Source organism: Methylobacterium sp. WL7, from assembly GCF_008040085.1.
Lineage (GTDB): Bacteria > Pseudomonadota > Alphaproteobacteria > Rhizobiales > Beijerinckiaceae > Methylobacterium > Methylobacterium mesophilicum.
Genome location: NZ_VRVG01000029.1, coordinates 13,682 through 34,168, shown reverse-complemented (window position 1 = coordinate 34,168; position 20,487 = coordinate 13,682). Strand labels below are relative to the sequence as shown.

At 69.8% G+C, this 20,487-nt stretch carries 19 protein-coding genes; 7 read left to right on the top strand and 12 right to left on the bottom strand.

Features of this window, described 5'->3' with window-relative positions; translation table 11 throughout:
- Positions 1 to 69 precede the first annotated feature (69 nt).
- Complete coding sequence (locus FV233_RS10490; protein WP_246689954.1) at positions 70 to 1,332, top strand: serine protease; 1,263 nt, start codon at positions 70 to 72, stop codon at positions 1,330 to 1,332.
- Between the two features lie 111 nt (positions 1,333 to 1,443).
- Here FV233_RS10490 and FV233_RS10485 read toward each other — a convergent pair whose 3' ends face one another.
- The 7 genes from FV233_RS10485 to FV233_RS10455 form a co-directional block, all read right to left on the bottom strand.
- The gene (locus FV233_RS10485) at positions 1,444 to 1,599 is read right to left on the bottom strand and encodes a hypothetical protein (RefSeq protein ID WP_007563230.1); all 156 of its coding nucleotides are present in this window, start codon (positions 1,597 to 1,599) and stop codon (positions 1,444 to 1,446) included.
- Positions 1,600 to 1,723: 124 nt separating this feature from the next.
- On the bottom strand, positions 1,724 to 2,773 hold the full coding sequence (locus FV233_RS10480) for a cysteine synthase A (RefSeq protein ID WP_147897432.1): 1,050 nt from the start codon (positions 2,771 to 2,773) through the stop codon (positions 1,724 to 1,726).
- Between the two features lie 39 nt (positions 2,774 to 2,812).
- On the bottom strand, positions 2,813 to 3,838 hold the full coding sequence (cysA, locus tag FV233_RS10475) for a sulfate ABC transporter ATP-binding protein (protein ID WP_147897445.1): 1,026 nt from the start codon (positions 3,836 to 3,838) through the stop codon (positions 2,813 to 2,815).
- 28 nt (positions 3,839 to 3,866) lie between these two features.
- Complete coding sequence (gene cysW, locus FV233_RS10470; protein ID WP_147856431.1) at positions 3,867 to 4,748, bottom strand: sulfate ABC transporter permease subunit CysW; 882 nt, start codon at positions 4,746 to 4,748, stop codon at positions 3,867 to 3,869.
- Positions 4,741 to 5,595 carry a sulfate ABC transporter permease subunit CysT gene (gene cysT / locus FV233_RS10465; RefSeq protein ID WP_147856432.1) on the bottom strand — a complete coding sequence of 285 codons (855 nt, stop codon included), beginning with the start codon at positions 5,593 to 5,595 and terminating at the stop codon, positions 4,741 to 4,743. The genes cysW and cysT overlap by 8 nt, the downstream gene beginning before the upstream one ends.
- A gap of 10 nt (positions 5,596 to 5,605) precedes the next feature.
- Positions 5,606 to 6,592: a sulfate ABC transporter substrate-binding protein gene (locus FV233_RS10460; RefSeq protein ID WP_238259777.1), complete on the bottom strand. Its 987-nt coding sequence runs from the start codon at positions 6,590 to 6,592 to the stop codon at positions 5,606 to 5,608.
- Positions 6,593 to 6,977: 385 nt separating this feature from the next.
- Positions 6,978 to 7,163 carry a hypothetical protein gene (locus FV233_RS10455; RefSeq protein ID WP_147856433.1) on the bottom strand — a complete coding sequence of 62 codons (186 nt, stop codon included), beginning with the start codon at positions 7,161 to 7,163 and terminating at the stop codon, positions 6,978 to 6,980.
- Positions 7,164 to 7,308: 145 nt separating this feature from the next.
- On the opposite strand from FV233_RS10455, the gene FV233_RS10450 reads away from it, so the two are divergent.
- The 5 genes from FV233_RS10450 to fdhE all read left to right on the top strand — a co-directional run bounded on the left by FV233_RS10450 (position 7,309) and on the right by fdhE (position 13,850).
- Positions 7,309 to 7,650: a hypothetical protein gene (locus FV233_RS10450; protein WP_147897431.1), complete on the top strand. Its 342-nt coding sequence runs from the start codon at positions 7,309 to 7,311 to the stop codon at positions 7,648 to 7,650.
- 152 nt (positions 7,651 to 7,802) lie between these two features.
- Positions 7,803 to 10,883 carry a formate dehydrogenase-N subunit alpha gene (fdnG, locus tag FV233_RS10445; RefSeq protein WP_147897430.1) on the top strand — a complete coding sequence of 1,027 codons (3,081 nt, stop codon included), beginning with the start codon at positions 7,803 to 7,805 and terminating at the stop codon, positions 10,881 to 10,883.
- A gap of 14 nt (positions 10,884 to 10,897) precedes the next feature.
- Positions 10,898 to 11,836: a formate dehydrogenase subunit beta gene (fdxH, locus tag FV233_RS10440; RefSeq protein WP_147897429.1), complete on the top strand. Its 939-nt coding sequence runs from the start codon at positions 10,898 to 10,900 to the stop codon at positions 11,834 to 11,836.
- 298 nt (positions 11,837 to 12,134) lie between these two features.
- On the top strand, positions 12,135 to 12,857 hold the full coding sequence (locus FV233_RS10430) for a formate dehydrogenase subunit gamma (RefSeq protein ID WP_147897428.1): 723 nt from the start codon (positions 12,135 to 12,137) through the stop codon (positions 12,855 to 12,857).
- Between the two features lie 3 nt (positions 12,858 to 12,860).
- Positions 12,861 to 13,850: a formate dehydrogenase accessory protein FdhE gene (gene fdhE / locus FV233_RS10425; RefSeq protein WP_147897427.1), complete on the top strand. Its 990-nt coding sequence runs from the start codon at positions 12,861 to 12,863 to the stop codon at positions 13,848 to 13,850.
- A gap of 59 nt (positions 13,851 to 13,909) precedes the next feature.
- On the opposite strand, the gene FV233_RS10420 is transcribed toward fdhE, so the two are convergent.
- The 3 genes from FV233_RS10420 to FV233_RS31115 form a co-directional block, all read right to left on the bottom strand.
- Complete coding sequence (locus FV233_RS10420) at positions 13,910 to 14,257, bottom strand: hypothetical protein (protein WP_147857468.1); 348 nt, start codon at positions 14,255 to 14,257, stop codon at positions 13,910 to 13,912.
- Between the two features lie 318 nt (positions 14,258 to 14,575).
- Entirely contained in the window at positions 14,576 to 15,061 is a 486-nt protein-coding gene (locus FV233_RS10415; protein ID WP_147857467.1) for an SRPBCC family protein, read from the bottom strand.
- Complete coding sequence (locus FV233_RS31115) at positions 14,977 to 15,612, bottom strand: L,D-transpeptidase (protein ID WP_246689953.1); 636 nt, start codon at positions 15,610 to 15,612, stop codon at positions 14,977 to 14,979. The genes FV233_RS10415 and FV233_RS31115 overlap by 85 nt, the downstream gene beginning before the upstream one ends.
- 406 nt (positions 15,613 to 16,018) lie before the next feature.
- Here FV233_RS31115 and FV233_RS10405 point away from each other — a divergent pair, with 406 nt between their 5' ends.
- Complete coding sequence (locus FV233_RS10405; protein WP_147897426.1) at positions 16,019 to 17,308, top strand: ArgE/DapE family deacylase; 1,290 nt, start codon at positions 16,019 to 16,021, stop codon at positions 17,306 to 17,308.
- 229 nt (positions 17,309 to 17,537) lie between these two features.
- On the opposite strand, the gene FV233_RS10400 is transcribed toward FV233_RS10405, so the two are convergent.
- Together FV233_RS10400 and FV233_RS10395 are read right to left on the bottom strand one after the other, a co-directional pair.
- Entirely contained in the window at positions 17,538 to 18,599 is a 1,062-nt protein-coding gene (locus FV233_RS10400) for an SDR family oxidoreductase (protein WP_147897425.1), read from the bottom strand.
- Between the two features lie 435 nt (positions 18,600 to 19,034).
- Positions 19,035 to 20,369, bottom strand: coding sequence for an aspartate aminotransferase family protein (locus FV233_RS10395; RefSeq protein WP_147897424.1), 1,335 nt, complete (start codon positions 20,367 to 20,369; stop codon positions 19,035 to 19,037).
- Positions 20,370 to 20,487 lie beyond the last annotated feature (118 nt).

The following is a 20,487-nucleotide window of genomic DNA, read 5'->3' as shown; positions in this document are numbered from 1 at the left end:
ACGAGGCCTCTCCTGGCGGCGCTCCTGCTCGCGGGCCTGACGGCGCCGGGATTTGCCCAGGATCGTCCCGTGCCCGATCCCGCCTTCGAGGCGACCAGGGTCGCGTTCGAGGCGCTGCCCGAGGCGGAGCGCAAGGCGGTCCAGGACGCGCTGGTCTGGACCGGTGACTTCAACGCCGTGGTCTCGGGGGCGTTCGGCCGCCGGACCTTCGACGCGCTGACGGCCTACCGCACCCGGGCCGGCGGGGCCGATCCCCTGGAGCCGCGCGGCCGGGCGGCGCTGCTGGCGGCGGGCGCGGCGGCCAAGGCGGCGGCCCGCTTCCGGGTCGCCGTCGATCCGGCGAGCGGTGCGGCGATCGGCGTGCCCGAGCGCCTGCTCTCGAAGCGCACGGCCCTGCCGGCCGGCACCCGCTGGCAGAGCGCGGACGGGCGCGTGACCCTGGAATCCCGCGCCATCCCGCCGGGGGGCGAGACCGTGGACGGCCTGTTCGACCAGCTGACCGTGCCGCTGCCCACCCGCAAGGTCACCTACAAGCTGCGCCGGCCGGACTCCCTGGTGGTCACCGCCGAGACCGGGACCGGCCTGTCCTACGTTCGGTACGATGCCGGGCCGCAGGGCGTGCGCGGCTTCCTGATCGGCTACGACCGCGCGCTCGCCGCGGAGGTCGGCCGCCTGGTGATCGCGGTGGCCAACGCCTTCGAGCCGTTCCCGACGGCCGCCGCACTCGGACCCGCGAAGGTCGCCGCGGACCCGCCGCCCGGAGCAGCCGCGGCGGTGCCGCCGACGGGCGCCGCCGGCGCGGAGGCCGGGACCGGCCTGGCGATCGCGCCGGGGCGCGCCCTCACCGCCGCTTCGGTGCTGGAGGGCTGCCCCGCGCCGCGCGTCGGGACGGCACCCGCCCGGTTGATCGCGACCGACCCGGCCGGGCTCGCCCTGCTCGAGGCGGCGGGCATCCCGGCCCCGATCCGGGTGCCGGTCCGAACCGATGCGGTGGCCGCCGAAGAGGTTCTGATCGCGTTGGCCCCGGGCTCGGACGGGGTTCTGGCCGCCCCGGCCACGGCCGTGGCGGGCGGCGTGATCGCGCCGCTTCAGCCGGGCTCCGCCGGAGCGCCCGTGCTCGACCGGTCGGGGCGGCTCGTCGGGCTCGTCGCCCGTTATCCGGCGGCCGTGCGGCGTGTCGCCGGCATCGTGCCGCCTGCGCGCCTGGCCCTGGTGCCGGCCCAGGCGGTCGCGGCCTTCCTGGCCGGCCAGGGTGTCGCCGAGGCGAAGCCGATCCCGAATTCCGGGCCCGGCGCGGTGGCCCAGGCCATCGTCGGGATCAGCTGTCGATAGGGCCCGCCTCGCGGACCGGGGAACCTGCCCCGAACCGTGAGGCGGGCGCGCCGTTTCGGACGCGCCCTGCCGAACCGGAGACGCTTCGGCAGGGCCGCGTCCGAGGGGCGCTTACAGGCGGCCGGTCACCAGCAGCACGATCAGCACGATGAGCAGGATGCCGCCGAGGCCGAAGCCGGGGCCGCGATAGGCGCCGCCGCCCAGGAAGCCGCCGCCGCCGAAGGCCAGGATGATCAGGATGATGAGGAGAATGGTAACGAGGGACATAGAACAGGCTCTCCGGACGGTCGCTGTTGTTGCGAGCGTGACCGTTGAAACGCTGCGACAATCCGTTCCGTTCAACGCCGGGCCGCACTTTTGCGGGGATATTCGCTGGATCGGGCCGTAGTTCTCAGGCGTGCCAATCCGGCAACACATCCTGCGGTGCTTCGAGCCAGCCCGGGACCGGCAGGCCGCGCTCGGTCAGGAAGGCCGGATTGAACAGTTTCGAGGCGTAGCGCGCCGCCCCGTCGCACAGGATCGTCACCACGGTGTGGCCGGGGCCGAGCTCCAGGGCCAGCCGGATCGCCCCGGCGACGTTGATGCCGGACGAGCCGCCGAGCGACAGCCCCTCCTCCCGCATCAGGCCGAACACGATGTCCAGCGCCTCGCGGTCGGGGATGCGGAAGGCGTGATCCGGGGTGAAGCCGTCGAGGTTCTTGGTGATCCGGCCCTGGCCGATCCCCTCGGTGATCGACGAGCCCTCCGCCTTCAGGGTGCCGGTGGTGTAGTGCGCGTAGAGCGCCGAGCCCTCCGGGTCGGAGAGCGCGATGCGCACGCCCGGGTTCCGGGCCCGCAGGGCCGCCGCGGTGCCGGCCAGCGTGCCCCCGGTCCCGGCCGCGCAGACGAAGCCGTCGACCCGGCTGCCGGTCTGCTCCCAGATCTCGGGCCCGGTCCCGTCCACGTGGGCCTGCCGGTTGGCCACGTTGTCGAACTGGTCGGCGAAGAACGCCCCGTTCGGCTCCGTGGCGGCAAGCTTCTCCGCCAGCCGCCGGGCGACGTGGACGTAGTTGTTCGGGTTGGAAAACGGCACCGCCGGGACTTCCACGAGGCGGGCGCCGGCGAGCCGCAGGGTCTGCTTCTTCTCCTCGGACTGGGTGACCGGGATGACGATCAGCGTCCGGTAGCCGCGCACGGAGGCCACCAGGGCGAGGCCGATGCCGGTATTGCCTGCTGTGCCCTCCACGATGGTGCCGCCCGGCCGGATCAGCCCCTTCGCCTCGGCATCCTGCACGATGGACAGCGCCGCCCGGTCCTTCACCGACAGGCCGGGATTCAGGAACTCGGCCTTGCCCAGGATCTCGCAGCCGGTCTCCTCGGAAGCCCGGCGCAGGCGGATCAGCGGCGTGCCGCCGACAGCGGAGAGGACATCGGACTGGACGGTGCGATTCGGGGTCGTCATGGGCGGGAGCCTAGGCGGATGTGCAGCGTCTGACGAGGTTCACCCGAACACATGCCCCCCGTTGATCCGCAGGCCCACCGGGTGGCCGGCCGGATGGCGGATCCCGTCGAAATCCTCCACCGCGAGCACCCGCCCCTCAGTATCGACCACCTCGATGCGCTGGCGGCCCTGGCTGCGGTAGGAGCTGCGCACCGTGCCGGACAGGTGCGCCGCCTCGGGCTCGGCGAGCTGCAATTGCCAGGGCCGGACATAGAGCTTGACCGGGCCGATGATCCCGGCCGGCGCCGCCACCGGCGTCTCCCGGCCGCGCACCAGCACGCGGCCGCCCTCGGCCAGCGCTTCCACTTCGACGTGGTCGCCCAAGAACTTCATCACGGTCGCGGAGGCCGGGTGCTCCTGGACCTCGTCCGGGGTGCCGACCTGCTCAAGGCGGCCGCGGTCGAGCACGGCGACCCGGTCCGACAGCTCCAGGGCCTCGTCCTGGTCGTGGGTGACGAAGATCGTGGTCTGGCCGGTGCGGTCGTGGATCTCGCGCAGCCAGCGGCGCAGGTCCTTTCGGACTTGGGCGTCCAGCGCGCCGAAGGGCTCGTCCAGCAGCAGGACCCGCGGTTCGACGGCCAGCGCGCGCGCGAGCGCCACCCGCTGGCGCTGGCCGCCGGAGAGCTGCGACGGGAAGCGGTCGCCGAAGCCCGAGAGCCGGATCAGGTCGAGCAGGTCGCCGACCCGGCGCTTGATCTCGGGCTTGGCCGGCCGCTCGGCGCGACGCCGCGCATTCAGCCCATACGCGATGTTGTCGGCCACGCTCATATGCTTGAACAGGGCGTAGTGCTGGAACACGAAGCCCACCGCCCGCTCCTGCACGGCGAGGCCGGTGGCGTCGTCGTCGCCGAACAGGATCCGGCCCCGGTCCGGCGCGTCGAGCCCGGCGATGATCCGCAGCAGGGTCGTCTTGCCCGAGCCCGAGGGGCCGAGCAGGCCGAGCAGCTCCCCCGCCCGCACGTCGATCGACAGGTCGTGCAGCACCGCTGCCGTGTCGAAGGTCTTCGAGACGTTCTCGACCCGGATCGCCGTCGAGGGACGGTCCAAGGGGCTGTCAGTGAGCCCGGCCGTGCGCAAGCTCGCCCGCGAACCGCCATTCGAGGACGGATTTGAGGATGAGGGTGATGAGGGCAAGGACGGCGAGGAGCGAAGCGACGGCGAAGGCGGCGACGAAGTTGTACTCATTGTAGAGGATCTCCACGTGGAGTGGGATGGTGTTGGTCAGGCCGCGGATGTGGCCGGACACCACCGACACCGCGCCGAATTCGCCCATCGCCCGGGCGTTGCAGAGGAGCACGCTGTAGAGCAGGCCCCAGCGGATGTTGGGCAGCGTCACCGTGCGGAACGCGTGCAGGCCCGAGGCGCCGAGCGTCAGCGCGGCCTCCTCCTCCGCGGAACCCTGTTCCTGCATCAGCGGGATCAGCTCGCGGGCCACGAACGGGAAGGTGACGAACACCGTGGCGAGCACGATCCCCGGCAGGGCGAACAGCACCTGGATCCCGTGGTCCATCAGCCAGGTGCCGAACAGGCCCTGCGAGCCGAACAGCAGCACGTAGATCAGCCCCGAGACCACCGGCGAGACCGAGAACGGCAGATCGATCAGGGTGATCAGCAGCGACTTGCCGGGGAACTCGAACTTGGCGATCGCCCAGGAGGCCGCTAGGCCGAACACCACGTTGAACGGCACCGCGATCGCCGCCACCGTCAGCGTCAGGCGGATCGCGCTCCAGGCATCCGGCTCCCGGAACGCCGCCAGGAAGGCATCGAGCCCCTTCGAGAACGCCTGGGTGAACACCGCGAGCAGCGGCAGCACCAGGAACAGCGCCAGGAACGTGATCGCGATCCCGATCAGGACGAAACGGGTTCCGGCGCCCTCCGAGGCGACGGGCTCCGGCCGGGTGGCCGGCGTGATGGTCGGGGAGAAGATCTCAGACATAGCCGAAGCGCCTCCGGCTCCAGGCCTGGATCAGGTTGATGGCGAGCAGGGTCAGGAACGAGATGCCCAGCATGATCGTGGCGATGGCCGCCGCACCGCCGTAGTCGAACTCGGACAGCTTGATCACGATCAGCAGCGGCGCGATCTCCGAGACGTAGGGCAGGTTGCCGGCGATGAAGATGATCGAGCCGTATTCGCCGACCCCCCGGGCGAAGGCCAGGGCGAACCCGGTGAGCACCGCCGGGATCAGCGGCGGCAGCACCACCCGGGTCAGGGTCCCGAGCCGGGTGGCGCCCAGGGTGGCGGAGGCCTCCTCGATCTCCTTGTCGATCTCGGCGATCAGCGGCTGCACGGTCCGCACCGCGAAGGGCAGCCCGATGAACACCATGGCGATGAAGATCCCCACCGGCGTGTAGGCCGCCTGGATGCCGAGACGGGCGAGCGGCGCGCCGAGCAGCCCGTCCGGCGCGTAGAGCGAGGCGAGCGCGATGCCGGCCACGGCGGTCGGCAGGGCGAAGGGCAGGTCGACCGCCGCGTCGACGATCTTCCGGCCCGGGAAGCGGTAGCGGGTCAGGACCCAGGCGACCAGGAAGCCGAACACCGAGGCGGTGAGCGCCGCGACCGCGGAGACGCCGAAGCTGAGCTTCAGGGCGCTGGCCACCCGCGGATCGGTGGCCACGTACCAGATCCCCGAGAGCCCGAGGCCGGACGCCTTGGCCACGAGCCCGGCGAGCGGCAGCAGCACGACGAGCCCGAGGCAGGTCAGCGTGTAGCCGAAGCTGAGCCCGAAGCCCGGGATCACGCTGGGACGGCGGAAGGTCCGTTTGCGACGCGGTGTCTCGACCATGGTTCCCGCCTCAGCGGCCGGCCCGGCTCAACCGGTCGAACAGGCCGCCGGCGTCGAAGTTCCGCTTCTGGATGTCGTCCCAGGACCCTTGCATGTCCTCAATCTTGAACAGCTTGATCTCGGGGAGCTGGGCGAGGTCGGCCGGCGCCGCCGCCTCGCGGCGGATCGGGCGGTAATGGTGCTTGGCGAAGATCGCCTGCGCGCGGTCGCTGTAGAGGAAGTCGAGATAGGCCTGGGCGGCCTTGGTGGTGCCCTTGCGCTCGGCGTTCACTGCCACGAGGGCCACCGGCGGCTCGGCGTAGATCGAGGTCGGCGGCGAGACGATGTCGAACTTGTCGGCGCCGAATTCCTGCAGCACCAGGTAGGCCTCGTTCTCCCAGGTCGGCAGCACGTCGCCGAGCCCGCGCTGTGCGAAGGTCACGGTCGAGCCGCGCGCCCCGGTGTCGAGCACGGGCACGTTCTTGTAGATCTGGCCCACGAAGGCGTCCGCCTTGGCGGTGTCCTTGTCCTGGCCGTAGGCGTAGCCCCAGGCGGCCAGGAAGTTCCAGCGTCCCCCGGCCGAGGTCTTGGGGTTGGGGGTGATCACCTTCACGTCGGGCTTGGTCAGGTCGGCCCAGTCCTTCACGCCCTTCGGGTTGCCCTTGCGGACCAGGAACACCACCGTCGAGGTGTAGGGCACGGCCTCGTTCGGGAGCTTGCTGCGCCAGTCGTCGGGGATCTTGCGGGTGAGCTTGGCGATGGCGTCGATGTCCGACGGGATGCCCAGCGTGACCACGTCGGCGTCGACGCCGTCGATCACCGTCCGGGCCTGTGCACCCGAGCCGCCATGCGAGGCGCGCACGGTGATCGCCTCGCCGGTCTTGGCCTTCCACGCTTCGGCGAAGACCGTGTTGATCTCGCGATAGAGTTCCCGGGTCGGGTCGTAGGAGACGTTCAGCAGCGCGGTCTCGGCCCCGGCCGGAAGGAGGCCGCTCAGCAGGCCGGCGCCGACCAGCATCGAGAGTCCGACCGCCCGGACAGCCCGGTTCCGTGCCGCACCGTTCTTCATCACGTCGCCTCTCCCCGCCGGCCACGGTTGCGCTGCAGAGAAGCGCACGCCCGGGGCCCTGGATCGTTCGTTTTACCGAACGAAGTCAAGCCAGGCGGCGGCTCTCGCACCGTTGTGTGCTCGAAGCAGGATCGGCGGAATTCCCGGAAACACAAGCGTCTGGGGGTGCGCCCGCCGGCGGAACGCATGGATCTTCTCCCGCGGAATGCACGAGGAGAAGAATGTCGCCGCCGCGGCGAGTTTCATAGAAAGAACGACTTGGTGTGCGCTGACGCACCTGCCGCGTGATGCGGGCCGGACCCGGGCGCCTCCGCGATCCGGCGCGCAGCGCGGCTTACGGCTTCGATTTGCCGAGCTGCTTCACCAGGGCTTCGAGGCGCTGGTTGATCGGCGCGGCGAACGTGTCGGCGTAGACCGAGCGCAGGTTCTGGCCGAGATGCCGGCGCACGCTCGGGCTGAGCGGGGCAACGGTGGAGGAGGCGGTCTCTTCGGAGGGGCGCTCCGGATACGACTTCGTCATGATCCCGAGGCTCCCGTGTGTCTCGCCTTGAGAATGGCAAAGCTTGGTTAAGAGACCGTCACGGTGGTCGATGTCCGAAATCGGAACTGGCCATGCCGGGGGCACGTTGCCGGCCATGACCCCTCGCACAGATCGGATTCGCCCTTTGTCCCGCTCGTTGTCCCTGACCCTGTCGGCGTTCCTGATGGTGGCCGCGACGGGTGCGCCCGCCCTCGCCCAGACGAAGCCCGGCGAGATCAAAGGCATCGACGCGATGGGCGACAAGTCGCGCAGCGCGCAGGACGGCTGGAGCCAGGCCCCCGTCCCCCGCGAGCAGTCGGCCGCCAAGGATGCGCCGAATCCGGGTGGTCACTCCATCGACGAGAACGCCAAGCGGCCCGTCCCCGGCGCCGACACCGGTGGGTCTTCCGCGACGGAGCCGCAGGCGCCGCTGGACCACCGCACCGGCGGCCCGTCGGGCACGAATCCGGCCGCGCCGTCCAAGTGAAAAAAGCCAGCCCGTGCAGGACGATGGCGCCTCGTCCAACGGGCTGGTCAACTTAAAACAGCAGCGGTCTCTGTGTCACGCAACCACACTTGCCTCGTGCACGCTTTTTTGGGACACCCTGGAATTATACCAGATCGCTTTAAGGAGCGGAGATGAACGTCCAGGTCTCTAGGCGTGGCCTGCTCAAGGGGGCCGGCGCCGGCCTCGCGGGCGGCTCGCTCGGCGCACTCGGCTTCGGCGGCCTCCAGCCGGCCATGGCCGCCGCAGTGCGGCCGTTCAAGCTCGCGCAGATGCGCGAGACCCGCAACACGTGCCCGTACTGCTCGGTGGCGTGCGGCGTCATCCTGTACAGCCTCGGCGACCGCTCGAAGAACGCGCGCTCCTCGGTGATGCATGTCGAGGGCGACCCCGATCACCCGGTCAACCGCGGCACGCTCTGCCCCAAGGGCTCGGCGCTGCTCGACTTCGTGCATTCCGAGACCCGCACGAAGTACCCGCTCTACCGCGCCCCCGGCACGTCCGCGTTCAAGCGCGTCTCCTGGGACTTCGCGCTGGACCGGATCGCGACCCTCCTCAAGGAGGATCGGGACAAGAACTTCCTGGCCAAGAACGAAGAGCTGACGGTCAACCGTTGGACCACGACGGGCTTCCTCGGCGCCTCGGCCACCACCAACGAGACGGCCTGGCTGACCTACAAGACAGTGCGCAGCATGGGGGCCCTGGTCTTCGATAATCAGGCCAGGGTTTGACACGGTCCGTCGGTCGCCAGTTTGGCGCCCTCCTTCGGACGCGGTGCGATGACCAACCTCTGGATGGACATCAAGCACGCGGACGTGATTACCGTGATGGGCGGCAATGCCGCCGAAGCACATCCGTGCGGATTCAAGTGGGTCGTCGAGGCGAAGGCCCATAACAACGCCAAGCTCATCGTCGTCGACCCGCGCTTCACCCGCACGGCGTCGGTGGCCGACCTGTACTGCCCGATCCGGCAGGGGACCGACATCGCGTTCCTGTCGGGTGTCGCGAAGTACCTGATCGACAACGACAAGCTGCAGCACCGCTACGTCGCGGCCTATTCCAACGCGGGCTACGTCGTCCGCGAGGGCTACGATTTCAGCGAGGGCCTGTTCGCCGGCTACGACGCCGACAAGCGCGACTACGACAAGACCACCTGGGACTACGAGATCGGTCCCGATGGCTACGCCGTGGTCGACGAGACGATGCAGCATCCGCGCTGCGTCATGCAGCTCCTCAAGAAGCACATCGCCATCTACACGCCCGAGATGGTGGAGCGGATCTGCGGCTCGCCGAAGGAGACCTTCCTGAAGGTCTGCGAGCTGATGGCGACCACGTCGTCGCCTGAGCGGACGATGGCCTCGCTCTACGCGCTCGGCTGGACGCACCACTCCAAGGGCTCGCAGAACATCCGCTCGATGTGCATCGTCCAGACGTTGCTCGGCAATATCGGCATGCTCGGCGGCGGCATGCAGGCGTTGCGCGGCCACTCCAACATCCAGGGGCTGACCGATCTCGGGCTGATGTCGAACCTCATCCCGGGCTATCTCAACCTGCCCGTGGAGAAGGAGCCGGACTACGCGAGCTACATCGCCAAGCGGCAGTTCAAGCCGCTGCGCCCAGGCCAGACCAGCTACTGGCAGAACTACAACAAGTTCTTCGTCTCGTTCCAGAAGATGATGTGGGGCGATAAGGCGACGAAGGAGAACGACTGGGCCTACGATTACCTGCCCAAGCTCGACGTGCCGACCTACGACGTGATCCGTGGGTTCGAGCTCGCCAAGCAGGGCAAGATGACGGGCTACATCATCCAGGGCTTCAACCCCCTGCTGTCGTTCCCGAACCGCGCCAAGATGACGGAAGCCTTCTCCAAGATGAAGTTCATCGTGGTGATGGATCCGCTCAAGACGGAGACCGCCCGGTTCTGGGAGAACCACGGCGAGTACAACGACGTCGACCCGGCCAAGATCCAGACCGAGGTGTTCGAGCTGCCGACCACCCTGTTCGCGGAGGAGGAGGGCTCGCTGTCGAACTCCAGCCGCTGGCTCCAGTGGCACTGGCAGGCCCAGGAGGCTCCGGGCGAGTGCCGCTCGGACATCGAGATCATGTCGGAGATCTTCCTCCGCGTGAAGGCGGCCTACAAGAAGGACGGCGGCGCGTTCCCGGACCCGATCGTCAACCTGAAATGGGACTATGCCATCGCCGAGTCGCCGACGCCGACCGAGCTCGCCCGCGAGCTGAACGGCTACACGGTGGCGCCGACGCCCGACCTCAACGGGACCGTCATGCCGGCGGGCCGGCAGCTCGACGGCTTCGCCCAGCTCAAGGACGACGGCACGACCGCCTGCGGGTGCTGGATCTACTCGGGCTGCTACACCGAGAAGGGCAACACCATGGCCCGCCGGGACAACACCGATCCCGGCGACCGCGGCATCGCGCCGAACTGGGCCTTCGCGTGGCCGGCCAACCGGCGCGTGCTCTACAACCGTGCGTCCTGCGACCCGGAGGGCAAGCCCTGGTCGGAGAAGAAGAAGCTCATCGAGTGGAACGGCAAGCAGTGGATCGGCTTCGACGTGCCGGATTACGGCGTGACCGTCGCCCCCGATAAGGGCGTCGGGCCGTTCATCCTGAACCAGGAGGGCGTCGCCCGCCTGTGGACCCGGGGACTCATGCGCGACGGGCCGTTCCCGACGCACTACGAGCCGTTCGAATCGCCGATGGCCAACATCCCGTTCCCGAAGATCAAGGGCGCCCCGGCGGCCCGGATCTTCAAGGACGACCTGGCCGATCTCGGCGACGCGACCGAGTTCCCCTACGCGGCGACGAGCTACCGGCTCACCGAGCACTTCCACGGCTGGACCAAGCATGCCCGGATCAACGCGATCCTCCAGCCCGAGGCCTTCGTGGAGATCTCGGAGGAGCTGGCCAAGGAGAAGGGCATCGCCAAGGGCGGCTGGGTCCGCGTCTGGTCGAAGCGCGGCTCGCTCAAGGCCAAGGCGGTGGTGACGAAGCGGATCAAGCCGCTGATCTGCGACGGCAAGCCCGTCCACGTCGTCGGCATCCCGCAGCACTGGGGCTTCATGGGCCTGACGAAGAAAGGATGGCACCCGAACTCGCTGACGCCCGTGGTGGGTGACGCGAACACCGAGACGCCGGAGTTCAAGGCCTGGCTCGTGAATATCGAGCCGACCACGCCGCCGTCCGACGCGGTCGCCTGAGGGGAGCTGACAGCATGGCCGATTACAGCTCCCTCGATATCCGTCAGCGCTCCGCCTCCACGGAGACGCCGCCGGAGATCCGCCGCCAGGTGGAGGTCGCCAAGCTCATCGACGTGTCGAAATGCATCGGCTGCAAGGCCTGCCAGTCGGCCTGCGAGGAGTGGAACGACCTGCGCGACGACATCGGGATCAACCGCGGTGTCTATGACAACCCCCACGACCTCACGCCGAAGTCGTGGACCCTGATGCGGTTCACGGAGTACGAGAACCCGGAGACCCAGAACCTCGAATGGCTGATCCGCAAGGACGGCTGCATGCACTGCACCGAGCCGGGCTGTCTCAAGGCCTGCCCGTCCCCCGGGGCGATCGTGCAGTATTCCAACGGCATCGTCGACTTCATCGAGGAGAACTGCATCGGCTGCGGCTATTGCGTGAAGGGGTGCCCGTTCAACATCCCGCGCATCAGCCAGACCGACCACAAGGCGTACAAGTGCACCCTGTGCTCGGACCGGGTCGCGGTGGGTCAGGCTCCGGCCTGCGCCAAGGCGTGCCCGACCGGCTCGATCATGTTCGGCACCAAGCAGGCGATGATCGAGCAGGCCGAGACCCGGGTCGAGGACCTGAAGTCGCGCGGCTTCGAGCATGCCGGCCTCTACGACCCGGCCGGCGTCGGCGGGACGCACGTCATGTACGTGCTGCACCACGCCGACCAGCCGAGCCTCTATGCCGGCCTGCCGAACGACCCGAAGATCTCGCCGCTGGTGGCCTTCTGGAAGGGCGGCGCCAAGGTGTTCGGGCTTGCCGCCATGGGCTTTGCCGCGGTCGCGGGCTTCTTCCACTACGTGACGGCCGGCCCGAACGAGGTCGTGCCGGAAGAAGAGGAAGAGGCGGTCGAGTACGACGAGGCCAAGCGCCGCGGCGAGACCGGCGGCGGCGAGGCGCGGCCGCACTGATAGGAGCGTGTCGGCGGGTTACGAGGGTGACCCGCCGCTTGTGAAGGTCGTGACGCGCCCCCTCTCGCGTGCGGGAGAGGGTTGGGGTGAGGGACCAGGGTCTTCCGGAGAGGTCGCATCCCTCACCCGGCTCTCTGCGAGAGCAGACCTCTCCCGCACGGGAGAGGGGACCCGCGTCTCATCCGGCCCTATGTGCATTCGCTAGGCCGGCGTGCCGGCCAAGCGATACCGAATTCAAAGCCAGCCCTCGCCGCCGCTGCGGCGCGGGGCCGGCGCCACGTCAGGCGCGAGAAGGCCGATGACGAGCCAGAACGATATCCGGGACGGGGATTCCCGCCCGCTGCATCACGCCAAGTCCGAGGCGCCGGAGGTGATGTACGTCCCCCGCTACACCGGGGTTCAGCGCGTGAACCACTGGATCACCGCGATCCTGTTCACGCTGCTGGCCCTCTCGGGGCTGGCGATGTTCACGCCTTACCTGTTCTCGCTGACCGGCCTGTTCGGCGGCGGGCAGGCGACGCGCGCGATCCATCCGTGGTTCGGCGTCGCCCTGGCGGTGAGCTTCTTCTTCCTGTTCGTGCGCTTCTGGAAGCTCAACATCCCCAACAAGGACGATGTCGCGTGGTCGATGAAGATCGGCGACGTGGTCACCAACCGGGAGGACCGCCTGCCCGAGCTCGGCAAGTACAATGCCGGCCAGAAGGGCGTGTTCTGGGGCCAGACCGCGCTGATCGGCGTGATGTTCGTCACCGGCCTGATGATCTGGAACACCTACTTCGGCGGGTTGACCACCATCGAGACCCAGCGCTGGGCGCTGCTCGCCCACTCGCTCGCGGCCGTGATCGCCATCGCGATCATCGTGGTCCATATCTACGCCGGCATCTGGGTGCGCGGCACCGGCCGGGCGATGGTGCGCGGCACGGTGACGGGCGGCTGGGCCTACCGGCATCACCGCAAGTGGTTCCGGCAGATCGCCGGCTCCAAGGTGCGCCGGGGCTCGGTGGACAAGCGCGGATCCTGAGGCGTGGCCAACTTCTTCAGGCGCAAGCCCGCGGCTCCGGCCGAGACGAAGCCCGCCGGGTCCGAGCCGAAACCCCGACGGCGGGATTTCAGTGAGCTGAAGCCCGATCCCGACAAGATCGGGATCTCGGGCTCGGTCCCGTTCGTGCGGCTGCCCGATCCCGGGACGCTGTTCGCCGACCGGGCCGCGCGCCTGATTGCGGCGGCACCGGGACATCCGATGGAGGCCTATCTCCGGTTCGTCGCCGAGGTGGCCCGGGCGCAGGCGTCCGTGCAGGCGGCGTTCCCGCCCGCCGAGGCCCCGGCCGCGGCCGACACGGCCCTGCGGGCCGAGCACGGCATGCCGCCCCTGTCGCGCCAGCGGCTCGAGGCCGATGCCGGCTTCGACGGCTGCCTCACCGCCCTGCTGGACCAGCTCGACCTGTCGGTATCCCCGGAGGCGTCCCAGGCCGCCCGCGCGAGCCTGCTCGCGGCCTCCCCGGCGGACCGGCTGGATCTCGCCGTGCAAGTGGTGGAAGGCGCGCTGCCGGTGGAGCGGATCGCCGAATGCGTGTTCGTTGCGGCGGCCCTGCAGGTCCGGTTCGCGCAGGATGCGGCGCGCCTCGACGCGTCGGCCCTGAAACCCGTGGCCGACGGCGTCTGCCCGTGCTGCGGCGGCGCGCCGGTGGCGAGCGTGGTGGTCGGCTGGACCCCGGCCGACAAGGCCCGCTACCTGAGCTGCTCGGTCTGCGGCACCCTGTGGAACCACGTCCGGATCCGCTGCACCGCCTGCGGCTCCGGCGAGGGCATCAGCTATTACGGGCTCGACGAGGTGTCGAAGGACGTCCAGGTCGAGACCTGCACGACCTGCCACAGCTACATCAAGCACCTGCACCAGCACCGGGCGCCGACCCTCGACCCGGTGGCGGACGACATCGCGTCCTACGGCCTCGACCTGAAGATCGCCGAGGACGGATTCCGCCGTGCGGGCTTGAACCTGCTGTTCATCGTCTAAGTCCCGGATCCACAAGGTCCGGGATCGTGTGCGGGTGCAGGGTGGAGCCCTGCTAAGTTTCAGCGATACCCGTACCGGCTCTTGGCGGCGGCCAGCAGGTGGAGCGCCTCGCCGGACTTGCCGGCGGCGCAGGCCGCGGCGGCCTGGCTGAGGTCGGCGTTGAAGGTGTCACCCACCGGCTTGTTGAGGTTGCCGGTGGCCACGTCGCTGTCCACGATGGCCTTGGTGCGCGCGATCTCGGGACCGCAGCCGCTGCCGGTGGGCAGGGACAACGGCGCCGGAACGATGGGCGAGGGCTCGGAGACCTTGGGCGCGGCGGCGCGCTGCTGGCAGGCGCCCAGCGTGGCGGCGGCGAGAACCACGAGGCTGAGGCGCATCGGAAGACGTGACGCGGGCACGGCGATCATCCTGTTGCGGCGCACGGGCTGCGCCGCCCGGGTTTTGGGCCGAGCTTGGCAGTGGGTCAATCGCCCCGGCGGCATGCCTGCGCGCTGCGATGATCACAGATTGCGTTCAGAATCATCTGTGGCCCGATGAGGGGCCCGGTCGAGACCTGAGACGCGCCCGCCCTCTCCCCGGAGGGCGCGGGTCCCCTCTCCCGTGCGGGAGAGGGACAGGGTGAGGGGTCCGGGTCTTCCGGAAAGGGCGCATCCCTCACCCCAACCCTCTCCCGCACGGGAGAGGGGGCGCGTCGAGCCCTGCACCGGCGCGGGCGATTGAGCGTCCTACTTGGCCTTGTCAGACAGCGCCTTCAGGCCGGATTCGTAGATGCCCTGGATGGCGTCGACCGCCACCGTGTCGGGGGCGCCCTTGGCGTTGAAGGTGCCGCTCCAGGTCACCTTGGAGCCCGTGCCCTCGGGGGCCACGGCCAGCGTCGACTTGTAGTCGGCCACCGGCAGCGGGCCCTCCAGGATCGTGTAGGTGTAGCTCATCACCTTGTCGTCGCGGGAGACCTGCTCCTCCTTGAGGGTGCCGCCGCCCTTCAGACTCAGCGTGCGGACCTTCAGGCCGTCCTTGTCGGACAGGACGCACTTCTCGATGGCGGGGTGCCAGTCGCCGATGCCGCAGAACTCGCCGATCGTCTGCCAGACCTTGGCCGGCGGCGCGGCGATGTCGGCCGAGCGCGTCACCTCCAGGGCATGGCCCGCGACGGTGGAAGCGGCCAGCGCCAAGGCGGCGAGCGGCAGGGGCCGGCTGAAAGCGAAGGGCATCGGGGGGTCTCCATCCATATCGATCGCGGCGGGCGCCGCGCAGGCTCTGGGGCCGCGCAGGAGCTAAGCCGCGAGACCCGCCGGGGCAATGGGCGGGCCTGACGGAGGGCGGTTTCCGCGCCCAGACGACGCGGCGGGCGGAGAGGGCCCGCCCCCTGGGCCTTCACGAGGTTGAACAGGGTCGCGGCGTTGCGCACCGACAGGCGCACGCATCCATGCGAGGCCGCGCGGCCGAGGCTGCGGACGTGGTTGGTGCCGTGGATCGCGTGGCCCTGGTTCGTGAAGAACATCGCGAACGGCATGGGCGCATCGTCCCACTCCTTCGAGAAGTGGCTGCGCTCCATCCGGAACGGCCGGTAGGAGCCGGAGGGCGTGTCGTAGGCCTCGACCCCGGTGGAGACCGGCCAGGTGTAGCGCGGCTGCCCATCGACCGAGACCTCCATGCGCTGGGCGGATTTGTCGACGGTGATGAGCACATCCGCCCGGGCCGCCGGGGACGCCGTGCCCCACAGGAGCAAGCCGGACAGGACCGAGACCAGACCGATACGCATGAACGACCTCGATGGAGGGGGAAAAGACCGCTTCGAGATAGGCTAAGCCCTTGGCAACGCCAAGGTTCCTGGGCGGAATCCCGCCGCCCCGGGGTTCGACTGCGCAGGCGCTGCCACAGCTGAGTCCTGCCCGCCTCCGGGTAGCGGCGATGCCGTCGCGCGCCGCATCCGGCAGGGGTTTTTCGGGGCTGTGGCTTTTCGGGGCGATCCGGCCGCCTTCGCCGTCATCGCGGGGGGCGCGAACCAATCCCTTGCAGCGCGCACGCGGAACTTGGCTTGGCCCTCGGCCCCTTCCCAGGACGGGGCGGCCCGGCTTCGGCACGGAAGATGCCCCCCACGGAAGTTGCGCCCGTTGACACAAACCCGCCGCCGGGCGCCACCTATCCATCCTAGATCCGGAGATCTCATGGCCCTCGACCCCGCCCTCGCCGCCGAGATCGAAGCCTCCGTGGCCGAAGGCTTCGCCGACCAGGTCGCGCACACGCAGGCGCTGGTCCGGTTCGCCTCGCTGCGGGGCGCGGAGCATGCCTGCCAGGATTACGTGTTCGGGGCGTTCCGGGCTCGGGGCTACGCCACCGAGCGCTTCGCCATGGACCGCGCCGCCATCGCGGCCCATCCGGGCGGCTCGAAGATCGACGCGCGCCACTCGGACGCCCCGATCGTGGTCTGCCACCACCGCCCGCAGACCGAGACCGGGCGCTCGCTGATCCTGCAGGCCCATGTCGACGTGGTACCGGTCGGGCCCCTCGACCTGTGGACCCATCCGCCCTTCGATCCGGTGATCGAGGGCGACTGGCTCTACGGCCGCGGCGGCGGCGACATGAAGGCCGGGCACGCCGCCAACCTGTTCGCCCTCGACGCGCTGGCCCGCCTCGGCCTCCAGCCCGCCGCCGCGGTGACGATCCAGTCGGTGGTCGAGGAGGAATCCACCGGCAACGGCGCGCTCGCGACCCATCTGCGGGGCTACCGGGCCGACGCCGTGCTGATCCCGGAGCCCGAGGACGAAAAGCTGGTGCGCGCCAACACCGGCGTGCTGTGGTTCACCGTCGAGGTCCGGGGCGTGCCCGTCCACGTGCGCGAGATGGGCGCCGGCGCCAACGCCATCGACGCGACCTATCGGGTCGTCGCCGCCTTGCGGGAGCTCGAGGCGCGCTGGAACGCCGAGAAGGATGCGCACCGCCACTTCGAAGCCGAGGACCACCCGATCAACCTCAATATCGGCAAGATCGAGGGCGGCGACTGGGCCTCCTCGGTGCCGGCCTGGTGCCGGATCGACTGCCGCGTCGCGCTCTATCCGGGCGTCCCGGCGGCCCGGGCCGCCGCCGAGATCGAGGCCGCGGTCTCGGACTTCGCCCGCACAGACCCGTTCCTGGGCAACAATCCACCGCGCGTGGCCTTCAACGGCTTTTACGCCGAGGGCTACGTGCTGGAGGAGGGCTCCGAGGCGGAGGCCGTGCTCGGCCGGGCGCACGAGCGGGCGATGGGCGCGAAGCTGCAGAGCTTCATGTCGCCGAGCTACCTGGATACGCGGGTCTACGCCCTCTACGACCGGGTGCCGGCCCTGTGTTACGGGCCCATCGCCCAGAACGTCCACGGCTTCGACGAGCGCGTGAGCCTCGCCTCGGTGCAGCGCTGCACCACCGCGATGGCGTTGTTCGTGGCCGAGTGGTGCGGGACGGAACGGCGGGCGGGCTGATGGGTCGGGTTGATTTTGGGAGGAAGGACAGAGCCCTCTTTCCGACCGAGTTCCGATCGTCGCGCGACGACTTATGTCGGTCGCAACGTGCCCCCCCTCCCGTGCGGGAGAGGGTTGGGGTGAGGGACCAGGTTTTTCCGGGCAGGTCGCACCCCTCACCCTGTCCCTCTCCCGAACGGGAGAGGGGACCCACGCCCCATCCAGCGATGGATGAGCCCACTATATCCCCTTAGGGAATCAGCCGATCCGCCCGGAGCCGGGTGAACAGGTCGTAGAACGCGTCGTCGGTGGGCTGATACGCCGTAAAACCCAGCCGCCGGCTCTTGCTCATGTCGGTGACGACCTCGATCGGCCGGCCGAGATCGGCATCGGTGTGCCAGGGCGAGGCCAGTTTTTCGAGGTCCGGCTCGGCTAGGTCATGGCGTTTGGCGATCTCGGCCCAGGCCGGCCCGTCCTGCGCCATCCTGTCCTCCAGCGGCCGGACCGTGCCGTCGAACGGCACCGCCTCGATCCCGAACCAGTCGGCGATCCGGCCCCACATCCAGCTCCAGCGGAAGACGTCGCCGTCGACCACGTTGAACGCCTCGTTGGCGGCCTTGGGCTCGGTGGAGGCCCAGAGCAGCTGGCGGGCGAGCAGCCTGGCGTCGGTCATGTCGGTGAGCCCGTTCCACTGGGCGGCCGAGCCCGGGAAGGTGAACGGGCGCTTCAACTCGCGGCACAGGGTGGCGTAGCAGGCCAGCGTCGTGCCCATGTTCATGGCGTTGCCCACCGCCTTGCCGATGATCGTATGCGGGCGGTGCACGCTCCAGGTGAAGCCGTCCCGGGCGCTGGCATCGAACACCGCGTCCTCCTGGGCATAGTAAAAATTCTCGATGTCGAGCCGGCCCTGGTCCTCGCGGAACGGCGTCTGCGGCAGGGTGCCTTTGCCGTAGGCTTCGAACGGGCCGAGATAGTGCTTCAGACCGGTCACCAGGGCGACGTGGCGGACGCTCCTCTGCGGCCGCAGGGCGTCGAGCAGGTTCTCGATCATCGCCCGGTTGACCCGGATCATCTCGGCCTCGGTCGGGCGCCGCTGCCAGGTCGCCAGGAACACGTGGCTCGGCGCGAGGCCGGCGAGCGCCCTGTCGAGGGAGTCCGGGTCCTGCAGGTCGGCCACCACCGGCTCGACCCCGGCCAGATCCACCGGCTTGCGGGCGAGCCCCGCCACCCGCCAGCCCTCCCCGGCGAGCAGCGCCCCGGTGGCGCTCCCGACGATCCCGCTGGCGCCGACGATCAGGGCGGTGTTCGACATGCACATCCTCTCGACCCGGCTCACATCCCGGTTGAGCGGCACATGCGGCCGCCCCCCACAGGCTTCAAGGCCGCACGGCGCCGCCCTCCCCCGCGCCGCGGGTATTGGCGGAGGCGCTTGGTAGACAGGCGTTCTCGTCGCTGGCCGCTTTCAGGATGGGACCGATCGTGCTCGTGGAGGACTCGGGCGCAGAGAGCTATTTCTTCTTTGAAGGATGCGGGCATTGCACCGCCGTTCGAACATCCTCCTTGTCAGCCCGGGGCCGCGAAGCGGAACCCGGGATCCATAACCGCCGACAGCGCAAACACTTTCATCGTCGGCGGATCTGGATTCCGGGTTCGCCTTCGGCGCCCCGGAATGACAAAGCGGTTTATCGTGCCGCCAGAGCATCATCATCGATCGGTGTCGGGAGGCGCGTCCGCCGCCCCCCGCCCCTCACGCCACCCGGTCGATCGCCGCGCCCAGCACCTCGACGATCTCGCCGATCTGGCCGCGCTCCAGGATCAGCGGCGGCGACAGGGCGATGATGTCGCCGGTGACCCGGGTGAGCAGCCCGCGCGCGAAGCAATCCACGAACAGGTCGTAGGCGCGCTTGCCGGGGGCGTCGGGCCGGGGGGCCAGCTCGATGCCGGCGATCAGCCCGATGGTGCGGATGTCGATGACGTTCTTGCGCCCGCGCAGGTCGTGCATCGCCGCCGCCCAGTCGTCCGCCAGGTCGGCGGCGCGGGTGAGCAGCCCCTCCTCCCGGTAGATGTCCAGCGTGGCGAGGCCGGCCGCGCAGGCCACCGGGTGGCCCGAATAGGTGTAGCCGTGGAACAGCTCGATCCCGTCGGGGCCGTTCATCAGCGCGTCGTGCACCGGGCGGCTGGCGAACACCGCGCCCATCGGCACCGTGCCGTTGGTCAGGCCCTTGGCGCTGGTGACGAGGTCCGGCACCACGCCGAAATAGTCCGTGGCGAAGGGCGCGCCGAGGCGGCCGAAGCCGGAGATGACCTCGTCGAAGATCAGCAGGATGCCGTGCTTGGTGCAGAGCGCGCGCAGGCGCTCGAGGTAGCCCTTCGGCGGGATCAGCACGCCGGTGGAGCCCGCCACCGGCTCGACGATGCAGGCCGCGATGGTCTCGGCCCCGTGGAGCGCCACCAGCCGCTCCAGGTCGTCGGCCAGCTCCGCCCCGTGCTCGGGCTGGCCTTTCACGAAGGCGTTGCGGGCGGGATCGTGGGTGTGGCGCAGGTGGTCGGTGCCGTTGAGCTGCGGGAAGACCCGGCGGTTCGAGACGATGCCGCCCACCGACAGGCCGCCGAAGCCGACGCCGTGATAGCCGCGCTCGCGGCCGATCAGCCGGGTGCGGGTGCCCTGCCCGATCGCCCGCTGGTAGGCGAGCGCGATCTTGAGGGCGGTGTCGACCGATTCGGAACCGGAATTGGTGAAGAACACCCGGTCGAGGCGGTTGTCCGGGCCGCCCGGGGCGATCTCGGCGAGCCGCTCGGCGAACTCGAAGGCGATCGGGTGGCCCATCTGGAAGGTCGGGGCGAAATCGAGCGTGGCGAGCTGGCGCTCCACCGCCGCTGCGATCCCCCGGCGCCCGTGCCCGGCATTGACGCACCAGAGCCCGGCGGTGCCGTCCAGCACCGTGCGGCCGTCGTCGGCCGTGTAGTGCATGCCCTGCGCGGCCACGAGCATGCGCGGTGCCGCCTTGAACTGGCGGTTGGCGGTGAACGGCATCCAGAAGGCGTCGAGCGACGGCGTGTTGCGCAGGGGATGGTCGGTCATGGGTCGGCTCTCCGGGGCGACGTCCGATCCAGGGGACACCCTGGCGGATCGGGCAACAAGTCCTTTTCTGATCGCCGCCAAGCCCTTGCAGAATCGGGGCCGCGGACGGCACCGTTGC

What these genes read in the sequence shown, in the direction of transcription:
- FV233_RS10485 (WP_007563230.1), bottom strand. Translation starts at nt 1,599, where the DNA reads ATGTCCCTCGTTACCATTCTCCTCATCATCCTGATCATCCTGGCCTTC.
- FV233_RS10480 (WP_147897432.1), bottom strand. Translation starts at nt 2,773, where the DNA reads ATGACGACCCCGAATCGCACCGTCCAGTCCGATGTCCTCTCCGCTGTC.
- cysW (WP_147856431.1), bottom strand. Translation starts at nt 4,748, where the DNA reads ATGTCTGAGATCTTCTCCCCGACCATCACGCCGGCCACCCGGCCGGAG.
- cysT (WP_147856432.1), bottom strand. Translation starts at nt 5,595, where the DNA reads ATGGTCGAGACACCGCGTCGCAAACGGACCTTCCGCCGTCCCAGCGTG.
- FV233_RS10460 (WP_238259777.1), bottom strand. Translation starts at nt 6,592, where the DNA reads ATGCTGGTCGGCGCCGGCCTGCTGAGCGGCCTCCTTCCGGCCGGGGCC.
- FV233_RS10455 (WP_147856433.1), bottom strand. Translation starts at nt 7,163, where the DNA reads ATGACGAAGTCGTATCCGGAGCGCCCCTCCGAAGAGACCGCCTCCTCC.
- fdxH (WP_147897429.1), top strand. Translation starts at nt 10,898, where the DNA reads ATGGCCGATTACAGCTCCCTCGATATCCGTCAGCGCTCCGCCTCCACG.
- FV233_RS10430 (WP_147897428.1), top strand. Translation starts at nt 12,135, where the DNA reads ATGACGAGCCAGAACGATATCCGGGACGGGGATTCCCGCCCGCTGCAT.
- FV233_RS10420 (WP_147857468.1), bottom strand. Translation starts at nt 14,257, where the DNA reads ATGATCGCCGTGCCCGCGTCACGTCTTCCGATGCGCCTCAGCCTCGTG.
- FV233_RS10415 (WP_147857467.1), bottom strand. Translation starts at nt 15,061, where the DNA reads ATGCCCTTCGCTTTCAGCCGGCCCCTGCCGCTCGCCGCCTTGGCGCTG.
- FV233_RS31115 (WP_246689953.1), bottom strand. Translation starts at nt 15,612, where the DNA reads ATGCGTATCGGTCTGGTCTCGGTCCTGTCCGGCTTGCTCCTGTGGGGC.
- FV233_RS10405 (WP_147897426.1), top strand. Translation starts at nt 16,019, where the DNA reads ATGGCCCTCGACCCCGCCCTCGCCGCCGAGATCGAAGCCTCCGTGGCC.
- FV233_RS10400 (WP_147897425.1), bottom strand. Translation starts at nt 18,599, where the DNA reads ATGTCGAACACCGCCCTGATCGTCGGCGCCAGCGGGATCGTCGGGAGC.
- FV233_RS10395 (WP_147897424.1), bottom strand. Translation starts at nt 20,369, where the DNA reads ATGACCGACCATCCCCTGCGCAACACGCCGTCGCTCGACGCCTTCTGG.